At 55.2% G+C, this 24,159-nt stretch carries 20 protein-coding genes and 2 tRNA genes; 15 read left to right on the forward strand and 7 right to left on the reverse strand.

Going from position 1 to position 24,159, the window contains the following annotated elements; translation table 11 throughout:
* Window positions 1-2 precede the first annotated feature (2 nt).
* The gene (locus B9Z42_RS03675) at window positions 3-992 is read left to right on the forward strand and encodes a tripartite tricarboxylate transporter substrate binding protein (protein WP_100131996.1); all 990 of its coding nucleotides are present in this window, start codon (window positions 3-5) and stop codon (window positions 990-992) included.
* A gap of 29 nt (window positions 993-1,021) precedes the next feature.
* Here the strand turns inward: B9Z42_RS03675 and serB are convergent, their stop codons facing one another.
* A complete protein-coding gene (gene serB, locus B9Z42_RS03680) occupies window positions 1,022-1,738 on the reverse strand; it encodes a phosphoserine phosphatase SerB (RefSeq protein ID WP_100131997.1) in 717 nt (238 codons plus the stop codon).
* 28 nt (window positions 1,739-1,766) lie between these two features.
* Window positions 1,767-5,252, reverse strand: coding sequence for a transcription-repair coupling factor (mfd, locus tag B9Z42_RS03685; protein WP_100131998.1), 3,486 nt, complete (start codon window positions 5,250-5,252; stop codon window positions 1,767-1,769).
* Between the two features lie 48 nt (window positions 5,253-5,300).
* On the opposite strand from mfd, the gene ispD reads away from it, so the two are divergent.
* Both ispD and ispF read left to right on the forward strand, forming a co-directional pair.
* Window positions 5,301-6,017: a 2-C-methyl-D-erythritol 4-phosphate cytidylyltransferase gene (gene ispD, locus B9Z42_RS03690; RefSeq protein ID WP_369806829.1), complete on the forward strand. Its 717-nt coding sequence runs from the start codon at window positions 5,301-5,303 to the stop codon at window positions 6,015-6,017.
* A 2-nt stretch (window positions 6,018-6,019) separates the two neighbouring features.
* Window positions 6,020-6,502 (forward strand): 2-C-methyl-D-erythritol 2,4-cyclodiphosphate synthase, encoded by a 483-nt coding sequence (gene ispF / locus B9Z42_RS03695; protein ID WP_304441665.1) that lies wholly within the window; start codon window positions 6,020-6,022, stop codon window positions 6,500-6,502.
* On the opposite strand, the gene B9Z42_RS03700 is transcribed toward ispF, so the two are convergent.
* Window positions 6,496-6,903 carry a hypothetical protein gene (locus B9Z42_RS03700; RefSeq protein ID WP_100132000.1) on the reverse strand — a complete coding sequence of 136 codons (408 nt, stop codon included), beginning with the start codon at window positions 6,901-6,903 and terminating at the stop codon, window positions 6,496-6,498. The two genes, ispF and B9Z42_RS03700, sit on opposite strands and share 7 nt — an antisense overlap.
* A 110-nt stretch (window positions 6,904-7,013) precedes the next feature.
* Window positions 7,014-7,796, reverse strand: coding sequence for a 3-hydroxybutyrate dehydrogenase (locus B9Z42_RS03705; RefSeq protein WP_100132001.1), 783 nt, complete (start codon window positions 7,794-7,796; stop codon window positions 7,014-7,016).
* Window positions 7,797-7,883: 87 nt separating this feature from the next.
* On the opposite strand from B9Z42_RS03705, the gene B9Z42_RS03710 reads away from it, so the two are divergent.
* From B9Z42_RS03710 to rimO, 4 genes are all read left to right on the forward strand, one after another.
* Entirely contained in the window at window positions 7,884-10,100 is a 2,217-nt protein-coding gene (locus tag B9Z42_RS03710; protein WP_100132002.1) for a bifunctional (p)ppGpp synthetase/guanosine-3',5'-bis(diphosphate) 3'-pyrophosphohydrolase, read from the forward strand.
* Window positions 10,101-10,130: 30 nt separating this feature from the next.
* Window positions 10,131-10,207 (forward strand) — tRNA-Val (locus B9Z42_RS03715).
* A 69-nt stretch (window positions 10,208-10,276) separates the two neighbouring features.
* Window positions 10,277-10,798, forward strand: coding sequence for a polyhydroxyalkanoate synthesis repressor PhaR (gene phaR, locus B9Z42_RS03720; protein ID WP_100132003.1), 522 nt, complete (start codon window positions 10,277-10,279; stop codon window positions 10,796-10,798).
* A complete protein-coding gene (gene rimO, locus B9Z42_RS03725; RefSeq protein WP_100132004.1) occupies window positions 10,795-12,174 on the forward strand; it encodes a 30S ribosomal protein S12 methylthiotransferase RimO in 1,380 nt (459 codons plus the stop codon). Before phaR ends, rimO begins: the two co-directional genes overlap by 4 nt.
* A gap of 51 nt (window positions 12,175-12,225) precedes the next feature.
* Here the strand turns inward: rimO and B9Z42_RS03730 are convergent.
* A tRNA-Leu gene (locus tag B9Z42_RS03730) sits at window positions 12,226-12,310 on the reverse strand.
* A gap of 22 nt (window positions 12,311-12,332) precedes the next feature.
* On the opposite strand from B9Z42_RS03730, the gene rnr reads away from it, so the two are divergent.
* The gene (gene rnr, locus B9Z42_RS03735; RefSeq protein WP_100132005.1) at window positions 12,333-14,600 is read left to right on the forward strand and encodes a ribonuclease R; all 2,268 of its coding nucleotides are present in this window, start codon (window positions 12,333-12,335) and stop codon (window positions 14,598-14,600) included.
* 1 nt (window position 14,601) lies between these two features.
* Here rnr and B9Z42_RS03740 read toward each other — a convergent pair whose 3' ends face one another.
* Together B9Z42_RS03740 and B9Z42_RS03745 are read right to left on the reverse strand one after the other, a co-directional pair.
* Window positions 14,602-16,092 (reverse strand): NAD(P)H-hydrate dehydratase, encoded by a 1,491-nt coding sequence (locus tag B9Z42_RS03740; RefSeq protein ID WP_100132006.1) that lies wholly within the window; start codon window positions 16,090-16,092, stop codon window positions 14,602-14,604.
* Entirely contained in the window at window positions 16,089-17,345 is a 1,257-nt protein-coding gene (locus B9Z42_RS03745) for a D-amino acid dehydrogenase (protein WP_100132007.1), read from the reverse strand. The genes B9Z42_RS03740 and B9Z42_RS03745 overlap by 4 nt, the downstream gene beginning before the upstream one ends.
* Before the next feature lie 213 nt (window positions 17,346-17,558).
* On the opposite strand from B9Z42_RS03745, the gene rpsB reads away from it, so the two are divergent.
* From rpsB to rseP, 7 genes are all read left to right on the forward strand, one after another.
* Window positions 17,559-18,299 (forward strand): 30S ribosomal protein S2, encoded by a 741-nt coding sequence (gene rpsB / locus B9Z42_RS03750; RefSeq protein WP_100132008.1) that lies wholly within the window; start codon window positions 17,559-17,561, stop codon window positions 18,297-18,299.
* An 81-nt stretch (window positions 18,300-18,380) separates the two neighbouring features.
* The gene (gene tsf / locus B9Z42_RS03755) at window positions 18,381-19,274 is read left to right on the forward strand and encodes a translation elongation factor Ts (protein WP_100132009.1); all 894 of its coding nucleotides are present in this window, start codon (window positions 18,381-18,383) and stop codon (window positions 19,272-19,274) included.
* A gap of 78 nt (window positions 19,275-19,352) precedes the next feature.
* Window positions 19,353-20,075, forward strand: a complete 723-nt coding sequence (pyrH, locus tag B9Z42_RS03760; RefSeq protein WP_100132010.1) for a UMP kinase — start codon at window positions 19,353-19,355, stop codon at window positions 20,073-20,075.
* A 54-nt stretch (window positions 20,076-20,129) separates the two neighbouring features.
* A complete protein-coding gene (gene frr, locus B9Z42_RS03765; RefSeq protein WP_100132011.1) occupies window positions 20,130-20,690 on the forward strand; it encodes a ribosome recycling factor in 561 nt (186 codons plus the stop codon).
* 6 nt (window positions 20,691-20,696) lie between these two features.
* Entirely contained in the window at window positions 20,697-21,533 is an 837-nt protein-coding gene (locus B9Z42_RS03770; RefSeq protein WP_100132012.1) for a phosphatidate cytidylyltransferase, read from the forward strand.
* 32 nt (window positions 21,534-21,565) lie between these two features.
* A complete protein-coding gene (gene ispC, locus B9Z42_RS03775; protein ID WP_100132013.1) occupies window positions 21,566-22,759 on the forward strand; it encodes a 1-deoxy-D-xylulose-5-phosphate reductoisomerase in 1,194 nt (397 codons plus the stop codon).
* Complete coding sequence (gene rseP / locus B9Z42_RS03780) at window positions 22,756-24,141, forward strand: RIP metalloprotease RseP (RefSeq protein ID WP_100132014.1); 1,386 nt, start codon at window positions 22,756-22,758, stop codon at window positions 24,139-24,141. The genes ispC and rseP overlap by 4 nt, the downstream gene beginning before the upstream one ends.
* The last annotated feature ends 18 nt before the right edge of the window (window positions 24,142-24,159 follow it).

Raw genomic sequence — 24,159 nt, forward strand, 5'->3', positions numbered from 1 at the left:
CGATGAACACATTGAACCGCCGCGACTGGTTGGCACACGCGGGTTTGGCGTCGGCCAGTTGGCTGGCCACCAACGCTTGGGCGCAAAGCACTTGGCCCAACAAACCCTTGCGTTTGGTCGTGCCCTTTGCGCCAGGCGGAAGCTCTGAAATCGTGGCACGCGCTGTGGCTGCCGAGATGGGCAAGGGCTTGGGACAAAGCGTGTTTGTGGACAACAAACCCGGCGGCGCGGGCAACATCGCCATGCAAGAAGTGGCGAATAGCCATGACGAGCACACGCTCGTCCTCGGTCACATTGGCACCTTGGCCGTCAACCCGTTCATTTTTGACAAATTGTCTTACGACGCGGCGCATGACTTCACGCCCATCACCTTGGTGTCGAAAGTACCCAGCTTGTATGTGGTGCACCCTGACTTGCCTGTGAAGAACCTCAAAGAGTTTGTGGCTTACGCCAAGAGCAAACCTGGCCAACTCAATTACGGCACCGCAGGCAACGGCAGTGCAGGTCATTTGGCCTTTGAATATTTGAAGATGGTCACCGAGACTTTCGTGTTGCATGTGCCGTACCGTGGCACGGGGCCCATGTTGACGGACTTGATGGCCGGTCGTTTGCAAGCCAGCGCGGCTGGGGCACCTGCGCTGATTCAGTTCATCAAAGCGGGTAAATTGCGTTGCATCGCCACAGGGTCGAGCACGCGTTTGTCGCAATTGCCCGATGTGCCCACTGTCGCAGAGCAAGGTTTCAAAGGCTTTGAGATGACGCAGTGGTATGGCTTGATGGCACCCAGCAAATGGGCCAAACCCAATTTGGCGAAGCTAGAGTTGGAGGCGGTCAAAGCAGGCCGCAGCGCGCTGGTGAAAGATAAGCTCGCCGCCGACAACGCGTTGGCCATCGGCAGCACAGGCGCTGAGTTTGACGCGTTCATCAAAACCGAGCAAGCCCGCTGGAAGCAAGTGATTGCGCGGGCGCAAATCAAACCCGAAGGGGTCTGATTGGGTGAAGGCGCGTCGCTTTCGACGCGTTAAACCTTGACCACTTCCAGTAAGCGGTCTAAACCACCTTCATTGATCGCGACCATGGCTTGTTCGCGCACCTTGGGCTTGGCGTTGTAGGCCACTGACAAGCCCGCTTCGCCCATCATGGGCAAGTCGTTGGCACCGTCGCCCATGGCAATCGCTTGTTTGGGGCTGATGCCCATTTGCGCACAAATGTGCAGCAGCATCTTGCGCTTTTCAGCGCCATCACAAATGTCACCCCAGTCTTGTAGGGCCACTTGGCCTGTGAGTTGGCCGTTGGCAATTTCTAGCACGTTGCTCCGAGAGAAATCGATGTTCAGCATCTCGCAAACGCGGTCGGCAAAGAAAGTGAAACCACCGCTGACCAACAACACTTTCATGCCGTGGGCTTTGCAGGTGTCTACCAAGGTTTTGGCACCTGGGTTCAGGCGTAGGCGTTGTTCAAACACCTCGTGCAAGGCGGACTCTGGGACACCTTTGAGCAAGGCCAAACGACGGCGCAGGCTGTCTTTGAAGTCGGTGATTTCACCGCGCATGGCTGCCTCAGTGATGGCCGCCACTTCGGCCTTGCGCCCTGCGGCATCGGCCACTTCGTCGATGCACTCGATGTTGATGAGCGTCGAGTCCATGTCAAACGCGATGAGTTTGAAGTCTTGGAGTTTCAGCGGGGCGGTGAAGCCTTGGATGGCAAGGCCGGGGGCGAATTCGGTGGCAGTGGTCATGTTAAAAATTATCGTCAGAGTCTGTGCGTCAGGACTGAGCCTCAGCCGCTTTGGGCGCGGGTGCAATGGGCGTCCCCAGTGATCGCAACACATCACGCACCATTTGCGCGCGGGCTTGTGGCTCGGGCAGTTCACGCTCGATGCGCAGGCGGTCGTTGCCTGCCAGTTTGATGTGTTTGTTTTTTTGCACCAGCTCGATGATGCGCATGGCATCAAACGGTGGGTTGGGTTTGAAGCTGATGTGGGTCACGCCTGGCGCAGCATCGACCTTGGTCACGCCGTAGTTGCGGGCTTGCACACGCAGGCGGTGCACGTCGATCAAGGTTTGTGCTTGTGCGGGCAGTTTGCCAAAACGGTCTACGATTTCTTCCAGTAGTGCATCGATTTGATCGCCGGTTTTGGCGGTGGCTAATTTTTTGTAGAACGACAAGCGCAGGTGCACGTCGCCGCAGTAGTCGTCGGGCAGCAGGGCGGGGGCGTGCAGGTTGATTTCGGTGGTGGCACTCAAGGGACTGAGCAAGTCAGGCTCTTCGCCATTTTTCAAGGCGCGCACCGCCTCGTTGAGCATCTCGTTGTACAACTGAAAGCCCACCTCCAGCATGTTGCCGCTTTGGTTTTCGCCCAGCACTTCGCCAGCACCGCGAATTTCCAAGTCGTGCATGGCCAAGTAAAAACCGGAGCCCAGCTCTTCCATTTGTTGAATGGCGTCCAAGCGCTGCGAGGCATGCTTGGTCAAGCCTTCGATGTCGGGGACCATCAGGTAGGCATAAGCTTGGTGATGGCTACGTCCCACGCGGCCACGCAGCTGGTGCAACTGGGCCAAGCCAAACTTGTCGGCGCGGCTCATGATGATGGTGTTGGCGCTGGGCACGTCAATGCCCGTCTCGATGATGGTGGAGCACAGCAAGACATTGAAGCGTTGGGCCACAAAGTCACGCATCACGCGCTCGAGTTCGCGCTCCGGCATTTGGCCGTGCGCGATGGCAATGCGGGCCTCGGGCAGCAGCTCTTCCAAACGCGCTTTGCGGTTCTCGATGGTGTCGACTTCGTTGTGCAAAAAGTAGCACTGTCCGCCGCGTTTGAGTTCGCGCAAAACAGCTTCACGGATGACGCCATTGCCTTCGGTGCGTACAAAGGTTTTGATGGCCAAGCGGCGTTGTGGCGCGGTGGCGATCACGCTCAAGTCGCGCAGGCCCTCCAAGGCCATGCCCAAGGTGCGTGGGATAGGTGTAGCGGTGAGCGTGAGCACATCCACCTCGGCGCGCATGGCTTTCATAGCCTCCTTGTGGCGCACGCCAAAGCGGTGCTCTTCGTCGATGATGAGCAGGCCAAGGTCTTTGAATTTGACCGACGCGCTGAACAATTTGTGGGTGCCGACCACGATGTCCACTTGCCCATCGGCCAGCCCCTTGGCCGCAGCGGTGATTTCTTTGGCGGAGCGAAAGCGGCTCATCTCGGCAATCTTCACGGGCCACTTGCTGAAGCGGTCGGTCAGGGTTTGAAAGTGTTGCTCAGCCAACAAGGTGGTCGGAGCCAAGAAGGCCACTTGTTTGCCACCGGTCACCGCCATGAAGGCAGCGCGCAGAGCCACTTCGGTTTTACCAAAGCCCACATCGCCGCAGACCAAGCGGTCCATGGGGCGCGGGCTGATCATGTCTTGCATGACGGCGTGGATCGCGGCGCGTTGGTCGGCGGTTTCATCAAAGCCAAAGTCGTTGGCAAAGGTTTCGTAGTCTTGCGGCGAGAAGCGGAAGGGGTGGCCTTCGCGTGCGGCCCGACGCGCGTAGATGTTGAGCAGCTCTGCGGCGGCATCGCGCACCTGTTCGGCGGCGCGGCGTTTGGCTTTGTCCCACTGGGCGGAGCCAAGTTTGTGCAGCGGCGCTTCGTCGGCGCTGACGCCGGTGTAGCGGCCAATCAGGTGCAACTGGCTCACGGGCACGTAGAGTACGGCTTTGTCGGCGTATTCGAGGTGCAAGAACTCTTGCAGGGCGGGTGAGCCGTCGGCATTCTTTTCGCCGAGGTCCATGTTGACCAGGCCCCTGTAGCGGCCAATGCCGTGGGCGTTGTGCACCACGGGGTCGCCGACGTTGAGCTCGGCCAAGTCTTTGATGAGGGCTTCGACATCGCTGACTTGTTCTTGTTTTTTACGGCGGCGTGTGGTGCTGCCGACTGCAAACAACTCGGTTTCGGTGATCAGGTCGAGGCCCGCTTCGGTCCAGCTAAAACCCACTTGCAAGCGCGAGGTGGCAATGCCAATTTTTTCGTCGCTGGCTTGAAATTCGGCCAAGGAGTCAAACCCTGGTGGGCTGACTTTGCTGGAGCGCAAGAAGTCGAGCAGGCTTTCGCGGCGGCCATCGCTTTCGGCCAAGATCAGCAAGCGGTTGCTGGTGTGCTTGGCGTAGGTTTGCAGTTTTTGCAGCGGGTCGGTGGCCCCACGTACGACGGTCAGGTCTGGCAAAGTTTGCGCGAAGGCGTTGTCGGGCACGTCGGTGACTTGCGGACGCAACACAAATTGGGCGTAGCTGCTGGCAGCTGCGTAGAACTGTTCAGCACTCAAAAACAAGCTGGCAGGTGGCAGGGCGGGACGCTCTGGATCTCCTCGCACCAAGCGGTAACGGTCTTGTGTGTCTTGCCAAAAACGTTGAAACACAGGCTCTAAATCGCCATGCAGCACCACGGTGGCGGATGCGCCTAAGTAATCAAAGACCGTGGCTGTTTCTTCGAAGAACAAGGGCAGGTAGTACTCGATGCCTGCGGTGGCCACGCCGTTGCCAATGTCTTTGTAGATGCGGCTTTTGGTGGGGTCGCCATCCAGCAGTTCGCGCCAACGGTTGCGAAATTGCCCGCGTGCGGTGTCGTCCATCGGAAACTCGCGGCCGGGCAGCAAGCGCACTTCGGGCACGGGGTAGAGGCTGCGCTGGGTGTCGGGGTCGAAGGTGCGAATGGAGTCGATTTCGTTGTCAAACAAATCGACGCGGTAGGGCACCAAAGATCCCATGGGGAACAGGTCAATCAAGCCACCACGCACGGCGTATTCGCCAGGGCTGACGACTTGGGTGACGTGGTTGTAGCCCGCTAAGGTGAGCTGCGATTTCAGCTTGGCTTCATCCAAAGCCTGCTTGACTTTGAAGTGAAAGGTGTAGCCCGCCAAAAAGGCAGGCGGTGCTAAGCGATAGAGAGCCGTTGTGGCGGGGATGAGCACCACATCGGCATCGCCTTGCGAAATGCGCCACAGCGTGGCCAAGCGCTCGCTGATGAGGTCTTGGTGGGGCGAGAAGCTGTCGTAAGGCAGTGTTTCCCAGTCAGGGAACAGTACGCAGCGCACGTCGGGGGCGAAGAACGCCATTTCGTCTTGCAAACGCTGCGCATCGACGGCGTCGGCGGTGACGATGGCCACACGTTGATTTTTAGATTTTTCGCGGGCGCTCAGTTGCGCGAGCAGCAAAGCATCGGCGGAACCAACGGGGCGGGGAAGGGCAAATCGTTTGCCAGAGCTCAAAGAGGGCAGATGCATTGGCGCAATTCTAGAATGGGGGCCCGGTTCAATCCGTCTGTCTGGTCTATGTCCTTGATTAACTCAACGCCTGCTCGCTTCCATGTGCTGATTCCTTGTGCCGGTTCAGGCAGCCGCGCGGGCACGCCTCAGCCCAAGCAATACCAAATCGTGGCGGGTTTGCCCATGGTGGTGCACACCTTGCGTGCTTTTGGCGCTGTACCGCGTTTGGCGTGTGGCTTGGTGGTGGTTTCCCCGAATGATCTACTGATGGCTGGTACTTTAGAAGCGTATCCACAGCCAGCGTTTGAGGTGGTTAGGGTGGGCGGTGCTACGCGTGCTCAGAGCGTCTTGGCTGGACTGCATGCCTTACGTGAGCGGGGTGCACAACAGCACGATTGGGTGTTGGTCCATGATGCAGCACGCTGCTTGGTGACGCCTGCGCAAATCAATGCGTTGATGGATGCTTGCCAAGACGATGCGGTGGGCGGTTTGTTGGCGCATCAATTGGCCGATACCTTGAAGGCGGCGCAATCGGGGCGCGCGGCGAGCACGGTAGACCGTTCCGACAAATGGCTGGCTCAGACCCCACAAATGTTTCGATTGGGGATGTTGACCCAAGCGTTAGAGCAAGCCGGTGACGCTGTGACGGATGAGTCCAGCGCCCTAGAAGCCATGGGGTTGCAACCGCGTTTGGTCCAAGCCAGTGCGCAAAACTTCAAAGTCACTTACGCTGAAGACTTTGCGCTGGCCGAGGCTATTTTAAAAATACGATTTGAGGAGTAAAAATGACGATGCCTAAATTTCGTATTGGTGAAGGGTGGGATGTACATGCCTTGGTAGAGGGCCGTCCCCTGATGCTAGGCGGTGTGCATGTGCCGCATGCTTTTGGCTTGCTCGGTCACTCGGATGCGGATGTTTTGTTACATGCGATCACCGATGCCCTGCTGGGCGCGGCAGCTTTGGGGGACATCGGCCGTCATTTTCCAGACACGGATGCCAAATTTAAAGGTGCAGATTCTTGGGTTTTGTTGCAACAGGCGGCACAAGCCGTTCGTGACGCGGGTTTCACGATTGGCAACGTAGACAGCACGGTGATTGCTCAGTCACCGAAGTTGGCCTCTTACATTCCCCAAATGTGTGAACGTATTGCGCAGGCTTTGCAGGTTGATGTCAGCCAAGTGAATGTGAAAGCGAAGACGGCCGAAAAAATAGGCCCTGTGGGCCTAGGTCAAAGCATGGAGGCCAGAGCCTCCGCTTTGATTTATTGATTCTTGGGGTTCAGGGCTGCAAGACCCTCTACAACTTCTCTGACGACACGCCGTTGTTCGGGCTGCAGCGCAAAGTAGCGTGAAATGAGCTGTTGGTCCACCAAGTTCATGTGCTCATCTTTGGCGGCTTCATCGGCCGGTCGCGGCGGCGGAGTTCCAAACAAAAGCCCTTCGGGGGAAATTTTGAGCCACTTAGACAGCACTAAAAGTTTGTCTTGTTTAGGGATGGACACCCCCATGAGCCAATTACGAGCTGCATGTGAGGAAATACCTTCTCCCCAGTACCTCAAGTTGAACTCGTTGGCCACGACCGTGGCTGAGACACGAACGCCAGCGTCTTTCAACGCTGCACGGAAGCGGTCTGCAAACTTTCCAGTTTCTTTAGGGTAGCTTTGTGTCATACCTCTAAGGTAAGGGAGAAATTGTTTTATGTTTTGATTGTAAGTAGGAATTTGCTTTCTTTTAAATAAATAGTTTTAACTTTAACAATTGGAAAATGTTTATCTGAGCATCACTGCGCCGCCCAGCCGCCATCCATATTCCAAGCTACGCCACGAATGTTGTTGCCTGCGGGTGAACAAAAGAACGTGGCTAACGCACCTAATTCTTCGGGTGTTGTAAATCGCATAGATGGCTCTTTTTCGCCCAACAATTGTTTGACGGCTTCGTCGTTGCTGATGCCTAAAGCAATGGCTTTGGCATCGATTTGTTTCTGTACCAAGGGCGTTAACACCCAGCCTGGGCAAATGGCGTTGCAAGTCACGCCTGTGGTGGCGTTTTCAAGCGCCGTCACTTTGGTCAAACCGACGATGCCGTGTTTCGCTGCCACATAGGCTGATTTTTGGGCAGACCCTACCAGGCCATGGACAGACGCGATGTTGATGATGCGCCCCCAGTTGTTTTTTTGCATGTAGGGCAATGCCAAGCGGCTGGTGTGAAACGCGCTGGTCAGGTTGATGGCGATGATGGCGTCCCACCGCTCAACGGGAAAGTCTTCCACTGTGGCCACGTGTTGGATGCCAGCGTTGTTGACCAAAATGTCGACGCCTCCGAAGGTGTTGTCTGCAAATGTCATCATGGCTTCAATGTCGGCAGCTTTGCTCATGTCAGCCCCGTGGTAAGCCACTTGCACGCCCAAGGCGCTGATTTCTGCTTTGGGGCCCTCGACGTCACCAAAGCCATTGAGGACGATGTTCGCGCCTTGTTGGGCCAGCTCTTTTGCGATACCTAAACCGATGCCGCTTGTGGAGCCGGTCACCAATGCTGTTTTACCGACGAGTGTGCGATCTGACATTTGAAAACTCCATTTGAATTACGATGAGAAACTTCTGACATTATGAAGTTTTCAGTTGTCGATTCGCTGAATGAATGTGAGCCTGTTATGAAATACAACACAGACCAGCCGCAGCCGCCTGTGTTGCCTGTGACCTTGCAAGATCTGCCTGATCAGCCCCATGCTTTGACGCGAGCAAGGGCATTTGCTGAGCCCTTGTTGATGGGGGCGAACCTGGATACCGGCGAGGATGTTTTGGCACATGCCGACGCGGTTGCCGCCATTTTGTCCAGTATTGGTGGTTCAGAGGCGATGCAGGCTGCCACTTATTTGGTCTACGCCAGCGATTACCTGAACAAGCCAGAGGAAGTGATTACCAAGGCGTTTGGCAAAACCTACGCGAATTTAGCGCTTGAAACCACACGGCTGATTCGTGTGCAGCGTCAAGCGCGTGTGAACGCAGCGGAGGGCTTGCCGCTTGAATTTCAAACCGAAAACGTGCGAAAAATGCTGCTCGCCTTTTCACGGGATTTGCGCGTGGTGTTGCTGCGCTTAGCCTCGCGTTTGCAAACTTTGCGTCACTATGCGGCGAGCAAAATTTCGGTGCCCCATGCGCTTGCACATGAATCGCTTCATGTATTTGCGCCGCTTGCCAATCGGCTTGGAATTTGGCAGATCAAGTGGGAAATGGAAGATTTGTCATTCCGTTTTTTGGAGCCCCAGACTTACCGCCAAGTGGCTGGCTGGTTAGATGAAAAGCGTTTGGTGCGCGAGCAATACATGACCCAACTACGCCAACAACTCGAAACGGAGTTGCTCGCGCAAGGCATTGAGGCCCAAGTCCAAGGGCGTCCTAAACACATCTACAGTATTGTTAAAAAAATGCGTGGTAAGTCCTTGGACTTTTCACACGTCTTTGACATTCGTGCTTTGCGTGTTGTGGTGCCTTCTGTTCCAGATTGCTATGCCGCACTGAGTTGGGTACACACACATTTCTCGCCTATCGTAGAAGAGTTTGACGACTACATTGCCCGTCCTAAGCCCAACGGCTATCAATCGCTGCACACCGTGGTGAGGGATGAGCAAGGCCGAGCCATTGAAATTCAAATTCGCACTGAAGACATGCACGCCCACGCCGAAAATGGCGTTTCCGCACATTGGGCTTACAAAGAGGCGGGTACCAAAGGCTACGCGGGCGTCTCCGCCTCTGGCGATTACGACGCCAAGATTGCTGTGCTTCGTCAATTACTAGCCTGGGAGCGCGAGCTAGCCAGTGGTAATGCTCAGGTGGATGACAGTGCTGCCTCGGTGGCGAGCACTGACACCCTAAGTGACCGTATTTATGTCCTCACCCCAGATGCTGCCGTGGTTGAACTGCCTCAAGGTGCAACGCCCATTGACTTTGCGTACACCCTGCACACCAACTTGGGCCATCGTTGCCGCGGTGCGCGTGTGGATGGTGCCATGGTGCCGCTCAATACGCCTTTGAAAAATGGCCAGACCGTGGAGGTGACCGCCATTAAAGAAGGTGGGCCATCGCGTGATTGGCTGAACGTTGATTTGGGGTATTTGGTCAGCTCTCGTGCTAAGTCCAAGGTTCGTGCTTGGTTCAATGCATTGGCAGTCAACGAAACCGTAGCGAGGGGACGAGAGGCGGTCGAAAAGCTGTTGCAGCGAGAAGGTAAAACTGCGATCAAGTTAGAGGACTTAGCTTCGCAACTGGGGTTCAAAACAGCGGATGCGTTGTTTGGTGTGGTGGGCAAAGAAGAATTTTCTTTGCGAAATATTGAAATATTTTTGAATCCACCCTCACCAGCGCTGGGGGCAGATGACTATGTCTTGCTAAAAAAAGCAAAGCATTCTGACAAGACGCCAGGTGGTGGGGTGTTGGTGGTGGGTGTTGATTCTTTGCTGACGCAATTGGCACGCTGCTGCAAGCCCGCACCGCCAGATGACATTCGGGGGTTTGTCACACGCGGCAAAGGTGTGAGTATTCATCGGGGAGATTGCGCCAACTTTCGTCAGATGGCCGCGCGAGATGCGGGACGTGTAATTGAAGTGACTTGGGGGCAATCGCAATCGGCGCAAGCTTTGGTTTATCCAGTGGATGTCTACATCGAAGCCTTTGATCGACAAGGATTGCTGCGTGATATTTCGGAAGTCTTTGCCAAAGAAAAAATGAATGTGATTGGCGTGCAAACCCAATCGATCAAAGATTTGGCCTGGATGACTTTCACCATTGAGGTGGGAGATTCGCGGCGATTAGAAAAAGTTTTGACTACCGTCCGTGAAGTAAAGGGCGTTCGGTCGGCGAGGAGGAGATAAACTGGGTTATACTTTCTGAATCGAACAAGTAGGCGCGTAGCTCAGTTGGTTAGAGCACCACCTTGACATGGTGGGGGTCGTTGGTTCGATTCCAATCGCGCCTACCATTTGTTCCCCGTGCGGCCCGGCACTGATGTTTCAGTGGCGGGCTTTTGTTTGACTACGGGAGCTCTCTCATGAGCAACAAAATAAATGCCACGTCTGCACAAGACGGCGAGCGAGTGATCAAAAAATACCCCAACCGTCGGCTGTATGACACAGCAACTTCCAGCTACGTGGCGTTGGCTGACATCAAACTGTTAGTCATGGCTGGTGAGCCTTTGGTGGTTCGCGATGCCAAAACTGGCGAAGATTTAACGCGCAGCATTTTGTTGCAAATTATTTTGGAACAAGAGGCTGAGGGTGTCCCCATTTTGACCGAGCGTATGCTCGCCAATGTCATTCGTTTTTATGGCAGCACCCTGCAAGGCTTCATGGGGCCTTACCTTGAAAAGAACGTTCAAGCCTTCATGGACATTCAGTCCCAACTGGCGGATCGTTCCAAAGACTTAACGTCATTGCCCTTGATGCCGAGCGTCATGGGCAGTTACGCCGAGCAATCCACAAACGCATTCATGGATTTGCAGGAACAAATGCAAAAACACATGCAAAAGCAAACTGAACAAATGTTGGAAGTCATGGGAGTCAAACGTCGATGAGTGAAATAACTGCGCCAAAAGTAGGGTTCGTGAGCCTAGGGTGTCCCAAGGCCTTGACCGACTCTGAGTTGATCTTGACCCAACTCAGCGCCGAGGGCTATCAAACCTCTAAAACGTTTGCTGGCGCTGACTTGGTCATCGTCAACACCTGCGGCTTCATCGATGATGCCGTCAAAGAAAGCCTTGACACCATTGGTGAAGCCTTGGCCGAAAACGGCAAAGTTATTGTGACGGGTTGCTTAGGTGCGCGGCAAGCCGAAGGTGGCTCGAACTTGGTGATGCAAATGCACCCCAGTGTGTTGGCTGTCACAGGTCCGCACGCCACGCAAGAGGTGATGGATGCGGTGCATGCGCATTTGCCCAAACCGCATGATCCATTCATCGATTTGGTGCCTAACAGCTTTGGTGAAGCGGGCATCAAGCTCACGCCCAAGCACTATGCGTATTTGAAAATCAGCGAAGGCTGTAACCACCGTTGCACGTTTTGCATCATCCCGTCCATGCGTGGCGATTTGGTGAGCCGTCCCATTGGTGATGTGCTCAAAGAAGCGCGTGCACTGTTTGAAGGCGGTGTGAAGGAGTTGTTGGTCATCAGCCAAGACACCTCAGCCTACGGTGTGGATGTGAAGTACGTCACAGGTTTCTTTGATGGCCAGCCCATCAAGACGCGCACCTTGGAGTTGGCGCAAGCCTTGGCCAAGTTGGCGCAAACCTATGGCGCTTGGGTGCGTTTGCACTATGTGTACCCATACCCCAGCGTCGATGACATCATTCCTCTGATGGCCACGGGCCATGTGTTGCCGTATTTGGATGTGCCGTTTCAGCACAGCCACCCTGATGTGTTGAAACGCATGAAACGCCCAGCCAGTGGCGAGAAAAACTTAGAGCGCATTGCGCGTTGGCGTGAGCTGTGCCCGCAAATTGTGATTCGCAGCACCTTCATAGCTGGCTTTCCTGGCGAAACCGAAGAAGAGTTTGAGCATTTACTCAACTTCGTGCGTGAAGCTGAGATTGACCGTGCGGGTTGCTTCGCTTACAGCCCCGTTGACGGTGCGGCTGCCAACGACATTCCAGGCATGTTGCCGAAAGAAGTCCGTGAAGCACGTCAGGCGCGTTTCATGGAAGTGGCTGAAGAGGTGTCGATTGCCAAGCTCAAGCGCCGTATCGGTTCGACCATCCAGGTGCTGGTCGATTCCGCCCCCGCTGGCGGCCGCAAAGGCGGCGTGGGCCGCAGCTATGCCGATGCGCCAGAGATTGATGGTTCAGTGAAGCTGTTGCCGTCTGACAAACTCAGCAAAGTGTTGAAAGTCGGCGAGTTCACACGCGCGAAAGTTGTGGCGACCGATGGTCATGATCTTGTCGCACAACCCATCTAACATCAGAAAAAACAAAAGCCACCGAAGAGGTGGCTTTCATTTAACTTATATTGGTGCCCAGGAAGGGACTCGAACCCCCACGATGTTACTCGCTAGTACCTGAAACTAGTGCGTCTACCAATTCCGCCACCTGGGCATCTCAGGAAAGAGAGCATTGTATCAAAAATTCCACAGTTGCCAGTTCATTACTGGAAGAGTTTGAAGGAACCGTGTCGGGTCACCGAGATGGTCATGGTTTTGTGCAGCGTGATGACGGTGCGCCAGACATTTATTTGCCCCCGAATGAAATGCGTGCTGTCTTGCACCGAGATCGCGTGAAAGCGCGCGTGGTTCGCTTCGATCGTAAAGGTCGACCCGAAGGTCGCGTGGTTGAAATTTTGGAACGCTCCAAGCAACCCATCATTGGCCGATTGCTTCAAGAGAGTGGTGTTTGGTTGGTCGCCCCCGAAGACAAGCGCTATGGCCAAGATGTATTGATCCACAAAGGTGCCACAGGCAAAGCCATTTCGGGCCAAGTGGTGGTGGTTGAATTGACCGAACCCCCGAGTTTGTACGGCCAACCCGTGGGTCGCATCAAAGAGGTGTTGGGTGAGGTCGATGACCCCGGTATGGAAATCGAAATTGCCGTGCGCAAATATGGCGTGCCGCACGAATTTTCTGAAGGCTGTTTGGCTTTGGCGCGTGGCTTGCCAGACAAGGTGCGTGCGCAAGACAAAAAAGGCCGCGTTGATCTGACCGACGTCGCCTTGGTCACGATTGATGGAGAAGACGCGCGCGACTTTGACGATGCGGTTTATTGCGAGCCTGCGAAAGTTGGTAAAACCAAAGGCTGGCGTTTGCTTGTGGCGATTGCCGACGTGAGTCACTACGTGGATACCGGCAGTGCCATCGACATCGACGCGTATGACCGCGCTACCAGCGTGTACTTTCCGCGCCGTGTGATCCCCATGCTGCCCGAGAAACTGTCGAACGGTTTGTGTTCGCTCAACCCTGATGTCGAGCGCTTGTGCATGGTGTGCGACATGATGATCACGTCAACAGGTGATGTGCAGGCTTATCAGTTTTACCCTGCGGTCATGCACAGCCATGCGCGGTTTACTTACACCGAAGTTGCCGCGATTTTGTCGAACACGCGTGGTCCAGAAGCGGCAAAACGCAAAGAGCGCATTCCCGACTTGTTGAATTTGCATGACGTGTACGGTGCGTTATTGAAAGCACGCCACGCGCGCGGTGCCGTTGACTTTGAAACTACAGAGACACAAATTGTTTGTGACGACAGCGGACGCATTGAGAAAATCATTCCGCGTACACGCAACGACGCGCACAAGTTGATTGAAGAGGCCATGCTGGCTGCCAACGTGTGCAGTGCTGATTTTATTTTGCAGAGCAAACAACCTGGCTTGTTCCGTGTGCATGAAGGCCCCACGCCTGAAAAAATCGAAATTTTGAGAGGCTTTCTGAAAGCTTCGGGCGTGAACATGTCGGTGGGTAACGACCCTAAGCCGAGTGATTTTCAAGCGATTGCTGAGGCCACCAAAGAACGGCCCGATGCGCAGCAAATTCATGCCATGTTGCTGCGATCCATGCAGCAAGCCATTTATACGCCCATGAACAATGGTCACTTTGGTTTGGCGTTTGAGGCCTACACGCATTTCACAAGCCCCATTCGTCGCTACCCAGATTTACTGGTGCACCGCGTCATCAAAGCTATTTTGTTGCAACGCCGTTATCAACTGCCAGCCTTGCCTACACCCGGTGAAGCACATGCCAAGTTGGCGCGCCGCTTGGCCTCTCGTGTGCGCGAACCCTCGGAAAAGTTGGCTCAAAAACCCAAAGTCACAGTGGATCAACAAGCTTGGGAGGCTGCGGGCTTGCATTGCAGTGCCAATGAGCGACGTGCGGACGAGGCCAGTCGGGATGTGGAAGCTTGGCTCAAATGCAAATACATGCGTGAGCATTTGGGTGAAGAGTATGGCGGTGTTGTCACCACGGCCACTAGCTTTGGCTTGTTTGTCACGTTAGACGCCATGTACGTCGAGGGCTTGGTGCACATCACCGAGTTGGGTGGTGAATATTTCCGCTTTGATGAGGCTCGCCAAGAGTTGCGCGGTGAGCGTTCAGGTATTCGCTATGCCATTGGCTCGCGCGTGCGTGTACAAGTCAGCCGTGTCGATTTGGATGGTCGAAAAATTGACTTCCGCTTGGTGCGTGAAGGTGAGGAGGCTGCACCAGCCGTTCGTTCTGGCAAAGATCGGGCGCCTTCGCGCAACGGTGGCAGTTTTGAGGGCGGGATATCGCCCATTCAGAACTTTAAATCTGCCGTCAAGAAAGCGTTCACCAAGGTGGGCGGTAAAGCGCGTAAGGGCGACGCCAAACCTGGCGCTAAAAAGAGCGCAGGCGCTCCAACCCGACGACCTAAAAAGTAACTCAGCGCACTGACGCAGCCAAAAGTGCTGCGTCAAACGTTGGGCCTTTTGTGCCCCAAGTGTCTGCAACGAAGCCATGTGTTCGCACGGCTTCGCAACTTGCCGAAAATGCCTTTTGCCCTTGGTTTTGGCCTTGGGCTAGTTTGGCGCCAATCAACCCAGCTAAAACATCGCCAGTTCCGGCGGTCGCTAAAAGGGCGCTACCTGTCGGGTTGATGACGGAAGTTTCGCCGCTTTGCGCGATGATGCTGCCAGAGCCTTTGAGTACCACCACGGATTGGGTGTGTTGGGCTAATTTCTCAGCCGCCTCTAAGCGGTCCATTTGCACCTCAGCCGCCGTGCAGCCCAGCATCCGCGCAGCTTCGAGAGGGTGAGGCGTCAAGACCGTGGGTAAATTCTTTGCTGCGCGGTTTTTTAATAATTTCAGCAACGATGGATCGCGCGCGATGGCGTTCAAGGCATCGGCGTCTAAAACCAGTCGTGCGGCCGTAGAGAGGACGCGGGGCAGTTCGGTCCGCACTGCATCACCGCCGCCGCATCCGCAGACGATGGTAGCGTGTTCGAAGGCGAGATCTTTGACTTGCCTCACCATCAGAGCGGGGTGTTGGGCTGCGACGGCGCTGTGATCGGCGTCATCGAGAAAAGCCGTTAACACACGTCCCGCTCCGCCATGCAAGGCAGCTGTGCTCGCCAAGACGGCTGCCCCCGTCATCCCTGGTGCGCCGCCAATCACCATCACATCGCCATAACTGCCTTTGTGGCTATTTTGTGGGCGCGGTGTGGATGTTGCTGTACCAGCCTGTAGCCAAGCGTCTGGTTTTTGCATACTTTCAATGCCCAAGTTGCAGAACCAAACTTCACCTGCCGCATCTCGGCCATCGGCTGTAAAAAGCCCGGGCTTGAGTGTGAGCAGACTCAAGGTGTGCCGTTGGGCGTTGTTGAATGTCGGGGTGTTGGGCTTGAACCATTGGCCGGTTTCACTCATCAAGCCAGAGGGAACATCGACGCTCAAAATGGGAGATTCGCTGGCGTGCATCAGCGTCAGCCATTGCGCTATTGACCCATCAGGCTTGCGTTGGCAACCCATGCCGAGCAGGGCGTCGATGGCTAAGTCAAATTGTGCAGGTGGGGCGTTTTCAACTACTACGCCGGAGGCGCAAGCCCGTTGCCAAGCTTGTTGTGCATCAGGCGGCGTTAATTCGGGCGTGCCTAGCCAGGTCACGACCGCGCGCTTCCCCCATCGCTTCAAATGCATGGCGGCTTCTAGTCCATCGCCGCCGTTGTTACCGGGACCGCAGGCAATCCAAATGGTTTGAGCGTGTGGCGTTAAGGCCATTGCCAATTGTGCGGTGGCTAAACCGGCTCTCTGCATCAGGGTGTTGCTGGGTAAATTGCCTTGTGCGTGAACTTCAATAGCCCGAGTTGAGATCGTGCCAAACAAAGGCCATGCGCGATCGTTTCGTAAGCGTTGCACAAGGTTTTCAGCGTTCATCGGGTGCGACCTAGGCGTTCAATGCCCAAGCCTGTGAGGTCTATTTCTGGTTTGCGTCCGCTGATGCTGTCAGCCACCACGCGCGCGCTGCCACAGGCAAGTGCCCAGCCGCTGGAGCCATGTCCTAAATTCAGCCATATGTTGGGCACACCGCTGGCGCCTACAAGGGGAGGGCCGTCGGGCATCATGGGTCGTGCGCCTTTCCAAATTTGGACATTGTCTTGGGTGCGAGCGGCACCGGGAAACCAATCGTCCAACACTTTGTACAAAGTATGGATGCTGCCCGCATGATGCTGGCTGGAACGACCGCCAATTTCGGCGCCACCGGATACGCGCACACGCTGTCCCAATCGGGAAATAGCCACTTTGTAGCGCTCGTCCATCACGCCGCTGCGGGGGGCATCTAGATGTTCGCGCAATGCGGCGCTTACCGAATAACCATGGACTGCCGTCAGTGGAATGCGCAGGCCCAGTGGGGCGAGTAAGGAAGCACTGGCCAAAGCTGCGCACATCACCACCGCATCAAAGCTGCGTCCTGCATCGTCGGGGGCGAGTCGGATGGTGGTGGGTTGTGAGCGAAGAAGTGGCTGAATAGGCGCATTCAAATGCAGTTTCACGCCAATCGCCTCGGCTTCTTGTTTGAGCATCAGTGTGAACTGGCGCGAGTTGCTGACTTCGTCCTCAGCAAAATAAAGCGCTTCCAAAAATGGCGTGTCTGGGTTGAGAGCGGGCTCTATGGCACGTGCTTGTTCAGGGGAAAGCGTTTTCACGCTCACGCCGGCATCACGTATGACTTGCAATGAGGCTTGTGCTAATTTACGCTCACGTTCCCCTCGCAACATGACCAAAAAACCCGGCGTTCGTTCGTAGTCCAAATTCAAACGGCTGGTAAGTGCTTGTAAACGTTGCTGGCTGTAGCTAGCAAGACGAAGCATGTTGCCGCGGTTGCGCGCAAAGGTGGTGCTATCACAGGCGCGCTGCCACTGCCAAAGCCACCTTAAATCATGCCATCCAAGTCTGCCTATGCGCACCGGTGTGTGGCGTTGCCACAAATGGGTGAGTACATGCAAGGCCATCCCTGGCTTGGCCCAGGGTGTTGTGTAGCCGGGCGACACAACACCTGCGTTGGCAAAGCTGCACAGCTCTGCGGCAGAACCATTACTTTCAAAAATACTCACTTCATGGTTTTGACGTGCGAGCTCGTAAGCGGTGGTCACACCGATCACGCCTGCACCAATCACTGCAATCTTCATATGTTTGACAGGCGGGTGAAGGGTGGACGCAGGGTGTTGTGCATGTTTGGCTGTGCTAGAATCGTTGGGTTTTTCCGGATAACAACTCTTAGGGTTTATTCGGAGTAAACATCACTCGCAAACCAGCCCATTCAAGGTGTTGCCGCATGTCTCAAAGTGTTGACGTGCGGCGATGAAGGGCTGGATTTTAGACCCAACCTTTGGAGTAAATTTATGTCAGTCACAATGCGCGAAATGCTGGAAGCCGGCGTCCACTTTGGTCACCAAACTCGCTTCTGGAACCCAAAAATGGCACCGTTCATTTTTGGTCACCGCAACAAAATTCACATCATTAACTTGGAAAAATCGTTGCCGATGTTCCAAGATGCCATCAAATTCGTGAAGCAGTTGTCTGCGAATCGTGGCAATGTGTTGATGGTCGGTACAAAGCGTCAATCCCGCGAAATCGTGGCCGCAGAAGCGCAACGCGCTGGCGTGCCTTTTGTTGACCAACGTTGGTTGGGCGGCATGTTGACCAACTTCAAAACAGTCAAGACATCGATCAAGCGTTTGAAAGACATGAAAATCCAGCAAGAAGCTGGTTTGGACGCTCTGTCTAAAAAAGAACAACTGATGTTCAAGCGCGAAATGGAAAAGCTTGAGAAAGACATCGGCGGCATTCAAGATATGGCTGTGTTGCCTGATGCGATCTTCGTGATCGACGTTGGCTACCACAAGATTGCCATCGCCGAAGCCAAGAAGCTGGGCATCCCATTGATCGGCGTGGTGGACTCTAACCACTCACCTGAAGGCATCGACTACATCATCCCAGGCAACGACGACTCGTCTAAGGCTGTGACTTTGTACGCTCGCGGTATCGCTGACGCGATCATCGAAGGCCGTGCCAACGCCACCAACGACTTGGTCAAAGCTGTGACCGAAGGTAGCGAAGAGTTTGTTGAAGTCGCTGCTTAATCGCTAGGCCCAACGTCGAAAAGGGGCTTGTGTAGCCCCTTTTTCACACCTGAAATTTTTGAACTGATACGGAGAATTTAAATGGCTGCTATTACCGCAAGCATGGTCGCTGAATTGCGCGCTAAAACCGACGCCCCCATGATGGAGTGCAAAAAAGCTTTGACTGAAGCCGAAGGCGACATGGCCAAAGCAGAAGAGTTGTTGCGCGTCAAGCTCGGCAGCAAAGCCGGCAAAGCATCGAGTCGCATCACTGCCGAAGGTGTTGTCACCAGCTACATCAGTGGCAACACGGGCGCTCTGTTGGAAGTGAACTGCGAAACCGACTTTGTCACTAAAAACGATAGCTTCTTAGCTTTGGCTCAAGCAGCGGTCGAGTTGATCGTCAAGCACAACCCAGCTTCTGTGGAAGAAATGGGCGCCTTGGCCTATAGCCAAGAAGGTTTCGGTCCCACATTGGAAGACGCACGCAAAGGCCTCATCGGCAAGATCGGCGAGAACATGAGCTTCCGTCGTTTCAAGCGTTTCGACGGTGCACACAAATTGGCTTCTTACCTGCACGGTACCCGCATTGGTGTACTGGTCGAGTTTGATGGCGATGAAACCGCCGCCAAAGATGTGGCAATGCATGTGGCTGCGATGAAGCCAGTGGCTTTGACCAGCGCTGACGTGCCTGCTGAATTGATCGAAAAAGAGCGTTCAGTCGCTGCAGCCAAAGCGGCTGAATCCGGCAAGCCTGCTGACATCGTCACCAAGATGGTGGAAGGCTCTGTGCAGAAGTACCTCAAAGAGGTGTCTTTGTTCGACCAAACGTTCGTCAAGAACGACAAGCAAACCGTTGAGCAAATGCTCAAGGCTGCCAACACCAAAGTGGCTTCTTTCACCCTGTACGTGGTGGGCGAAGGCATTGAGAAGAAAGTTGACGACTTCGCTGCCGAAGTGGCTGCACAAGTCGCTGCTGCCAAGCAGTCAGCCTAATCAGAAAGGGGGGCGTAGGCTCCCCTTCTGTTATTCATCTACTACACCAATTCCACCCTATACATTCAGGAGCTTTTCATGACCACACCCCAACCAGCCCACAAGCGTATTTTGCTCAAGCTGTCAGGGGAGGCCTTGATGGGTGATGATGCATTTGGTATCAACCGTGCCACCATCGTTCGCATCGTCGGCGAAGTGGCTGAAGTGATCCATTTGGGTGTGGAAGTGGCCATTGTGATCGGTGGTGGCAACATTTTCCGCGGCGTCGCGGGCGGTGCTGTCGGTATGGACCGAGCCACGGCCGATTACATGGGGATGTTGGCTACGGTGATGAACTCCTTGGCCTTGGCCGACACCATGAACAAAGCCGGTTTGACGGCACGTGTGATGTCTGCCATTGCGATTGACCAAGTGGTGGAGCCTTACGTTCGTCCCAAAGCGTTGCAGTACCTCGAAGAGGGCAAGGTGGTGATTTTTGCCGCTGGTACCGGTAATCCCTTCTTCACGACCGACACCGCTGCAGCGTTGCGCGGTGCTGAGATTGGTGCAGAGATGGTGCTCAAAGCCACCAAAGTTGATGGTGTTTACACCGCGGACCCTAAAAAAGACCCCAACGCGACCCGTTACGACAAAATCAGTTTCGACGACGCGATTGGCCAAAACCTCGGCATCATGGACGCCACCGCTTTTGCGCTGTGCCGTGATCAAAAATTACCGATCAAAGTGTTTTCGATTTTCAAAAATGGCGCCCTCAAACGCGTGGTCATGGGTGAAGACGAAGGCACTTTGGTTCATGCCTGATCCTGATTCACTGTTCGTTTCGACTTTTTCAATGCGTTGCCTCCGGAGCACAACATGACCATCGCTGACATCAAGAAAACAACCGAAACCAAAATGGGTCAATCGATTGCGGCTTTCAGCCATAGTCTGACCAAAATTCGCACGGGCCGCCCAAGTCCGGCCTTGCTCGATAACGTGCAAGTGGACTACTACGGCTCCATGGTGCCGATCAGCCAAGTGGCCAACGTCTCGTTGTTGGATGCCCGCACCTTGAGCGTTCAACCCTGGGAAAAGCCCATGGGTGCCAAAATCGAAAAAGCCATTCGTGACAGCGATTTGGGGCTGAATCCTTCATCGATGGGCGAGTTGATTCGCGTGCCCATGCCCCCCATGTCCGAAGAGCGTCGCAAAGAACTCACCAAAGTGGTTCGTACCGAAGGTGAAAATGCCAAGGTGGCTGTACGGAACTTGCGTCGTGACGCCAACGAATCGGTCAAAAAATTGGTCAAAGACAAACTTGCTTCTGAAGATGACCAAAAACGCGCAGAAGCCGATATTCAAAAAACCACCGACAGTCATATTGGCGAGATCGACAAGCTGATCGCCAGCAAAGAACACGAAATCATGGCGGTCTAAGACCTCATGCTGAAACAACGCGTCATCACCGCCCTTGTGCTGCTGGCGCTTTTGCTGCCTGCCCTGTTGGCGACGACGGCTGAGCCTCTGGCCGGCCTCACCTTGGTTTTGATCGCGGCAGGCGCCTGGGAATGGGGACGCTTGAATGGCCTCGCTATGCGAGGTGCGCTGCGAATGGGGGCTTTCTGCGTTGTTTTGTGCTTGCTGGCATGGTCGGGACGTTGGGCTTACCAGCCTCCTGCGTTGATGTGGCCTATTTCAGGTGCAGCTTGGGTCTTGGTTGGCGCTTGGCTTTTACGAGGCGGCGTGGCCCATTGGCCTCACATTTCTCGCATCGTGCGTTGGATCGTAGGCATTCTGGCGTTGTGCTTGACGTGGCTCGCGATGTACCAAGCCAAAGTGATGGGCGTTAATTTTCTACTTTCCTTGCTGCTTTTGGTCTGGATGGCAGACATTGCCGCTTATTTTTCAGGTCGCGCCTTTGGTCGCCGAAAATTGGCCGTCGCCATCAGTCCCGGTAAAAGCTGGGAAGGTGTGTGGGGTGGCATGGTCGGTGTTCTGGCTATGGCTTTCTTTTGGGTCTGGGCTGACACCCAGTGGGCGGTCGACAGTCCCAGTTTGTTCACGCGCTTGCACAACCGAGGTTGGCCGTTCATGGTTCTGGCCACCTTGTTTTTGGTGTCCATGAGCGTGGTGGGCGATTTGGTCGAATCTCTGGTCAAGCGCAGCGCAGGCTTCAAAGACAGCAGCCAGCTGTTACCCGGTCATGGCGGCGTGTTAGACCGCGTTGACGCCTTGCTGCCCACACTGCCACTTGCGCTGATGCTGGTGCAATCGGTTTGACTTTATATTTGTCCTCACTTCATGGAGGCTCTATGCCGCAACGCATCACAGTGCTCGGATCGACCGGTTCAATTGGCACCAACACCCTTGACGTGATTGCACGTCATCCCGATCGATTTGAGGTTTTTGCCCTCACGGGTGCAACCCAAGTGGATTTGATGTTGCGACAGTGTGCGCAATTCAAGCCTCGCTTCGCGGTGATGGTGCAACCTGAAGCCGCAAAACAACTACAAGACCGGGTGCATGCTGAGGGATTGACGGTTCAAGTGCTCAGCGGCATGGCGGCACTCGATGAGGTGGCGGCTCACCCGGATGTCGATGCTGTCATGGCCGCGATTGTGGGGGCTGCGGGCTTATCGCCTTGTTTGGCAGCGGCACGCAGTGGCAAGCGATTGTTGCTGGCCAACAAAGAAGCCTTGGTGGTGGGGGCTGAGGTTTTTTTGGCTGCGGTGAAAGAGGGCGGCGCCACGCTGCTGCCCATCGACAGCGAGCACTCGGCTATTTTTCAATCGTTGCCCGAAGACCCCGCCACGTGGGATGCTCGGGTGGCCAAAATCATCCTGACAGCATCTGGCGGCCCGTTTCGCACCCGCGAGTTGGCCACGCTCAAAGACGTCACGCCTGAACAAGCCTGTGCACACCCCAACTGGGTGATGGGCCGAAAAATTTCGGTGGACTCTGCAACCATGATGAACAAGGCCTTGGAAGTCATCGAGGCGCGCTATTTGTTTGGTTTGTCCCCTGAGCGCTTGGAGGTCGTGATTCACCCCCAAAGCATCATTCACTCCATGGTGCAGTACCGCGACAACTCCGTGGTGGCGCAGCTGGGCACGCCCGACATGCGTGTGCCCATTGCCTATGGCTTGAGCTGGCCCGAGCGCATGGTCTCTGGCGCTGAGGCGCTGGACTTTCACACCATGTCGGCCATGACCTTTGAGGCCTTGGACGACCATGGCCACCCGGAGCGTTTTGCAGGCATTCATTTGGCTTGGCATGCCTTGCGTGGTCCACGTGGCACCACGGCGGTATTGAATGCTTCAAACGAAATTGCCGTGGCCGCTTTCTTGGACCGACGCATTCGCTTTGATCAAATTCACCATCTGAATTTGAACTGTTTGTCCCGCATGACGTTTGATGCCCCAAAGCATCTCGATGACTTGCTCGCGCTGGATTCACAAGCCCGTGCCGTTGCTCAAGACGAAATTCATCGCTTGGCTTTGCCATGACCGTGTTGGCCTTTCTGCTCGGTTTGGGCTTGCTCATCACCGTGCATGAGTGGGGCCACTACCGGGTCGCGGTGGCCTGTGGTGTCAAGGTGCTGACATTTTCGATTGGTTTTGGCAAACCTTTGTTGCGCTGGAAGTCGCGTCGTCCGTATCCTGGTCAGGACACTGAATTTGCCATCAGCTTGATTCCTTTAGGCGGCTACGTCAAGATGTTGGATGCTTCGTCTGAAGCCTTGACGCCTGCCGATGCTGCTATGGCTTTGGATCGCCAGCCTTTGTGGGCGCGTGCGGCCATTGTGTCGGCCGGCCCTCTGGCGAACTTTTTATTGGCACTTGCTTTGTACGCGGCGACATTTTGGCTAGGTCAATATGAAACCCGCGCCTTGTTGGCCACGCCTGTTGCGGGTTCGCCTGCAGATTTGGCCGGCTTGAACAGTGGTGACCTGGTGTTGCGCGCGGGGGGGGATGAGTCGAGTCTGCAAGATGTGGACTCTATGGAGCAACTGCGCTGGTGGCTGATGCAGCAAGATCCTATGGCGCAGGTCTTTGTGTTGGAAGTCCAGCCTAAGGGGCGCAGCTCAGCGCACACGGTGTCCTTGACGCCTCCACCTGTTGTCGAGGGCAGCAGCAACCCTGTCACGGGTTTGCAAGATTTGGGTTTGGTCGGTGCTTGGAGTCGCGCAGTTTTAGGCGACTTGCAACCGAACAGTGCAGCCCAACGCGCCGGTTTGCAGCGTGGGGATGAGGTTTTACGCATCAATGAGCGAGTGATCCATGACGCCGCAGCATTGCGTGCCACGGTCCGCGCAAGTGGTCGCGCACAAGGCCCAATCGCTGAGCAACTGTGGGAGGTCCACCGCCCAAGACAGGGGGTATTACTTTTTGCAGTGACGCCTGAGCGCGTGACCGAAGGCACCGAGTCGGTGGGGCGCATCGGCGCTCAAGTGGGCGAAGCCCCGCAGAAAATTTGGGTGCAATACGGACTGGTGGACGGTGTGGTTCTCGCTGCGCAGCGAACCTGGGAAGTTTCGCGCCTGACGCTCGATATGTTGGGGCGTTTGATCACGGGCCGTGCCTCTTTGGATAACCTCAGTGGCCCGCTGAGCATGGCCGACTACGCAGGGCGTTCTGCCAGCGTGGGGTTAGGCCCGTATTTGGCGTATTTGGCCTTGCTCAGTGTGAGCCTTGGTGTGTTCAATCTCTTGCCCCTGCCGGTGTTGGATGGCGGGCACCTGTTGTATTATCTTTACGAAGCTTTCACGGGGCATCCACCCTCGCCACGATGGCTGGAAATCCTGCAAAGTGCAGGCATGGCCTTGCTGATGGCGCTGATGGCTTTTTCTCTTTTTAACGACGTGGTTCGCTTGGGCTGGCTGAGTTAAGTCCCCCTACACAACAAC

Source organism: Limnohabitans sp. B9-3 (assembly GCF_002778325.1).
Classification (GTDB): domain Bacteria; phylum Pseudomonadota; class Gammaproteobacteria; order Burkholderiales; family Burkholderiaceae_C; genus Limnohabitans; species Limnohabitans kasalickyi.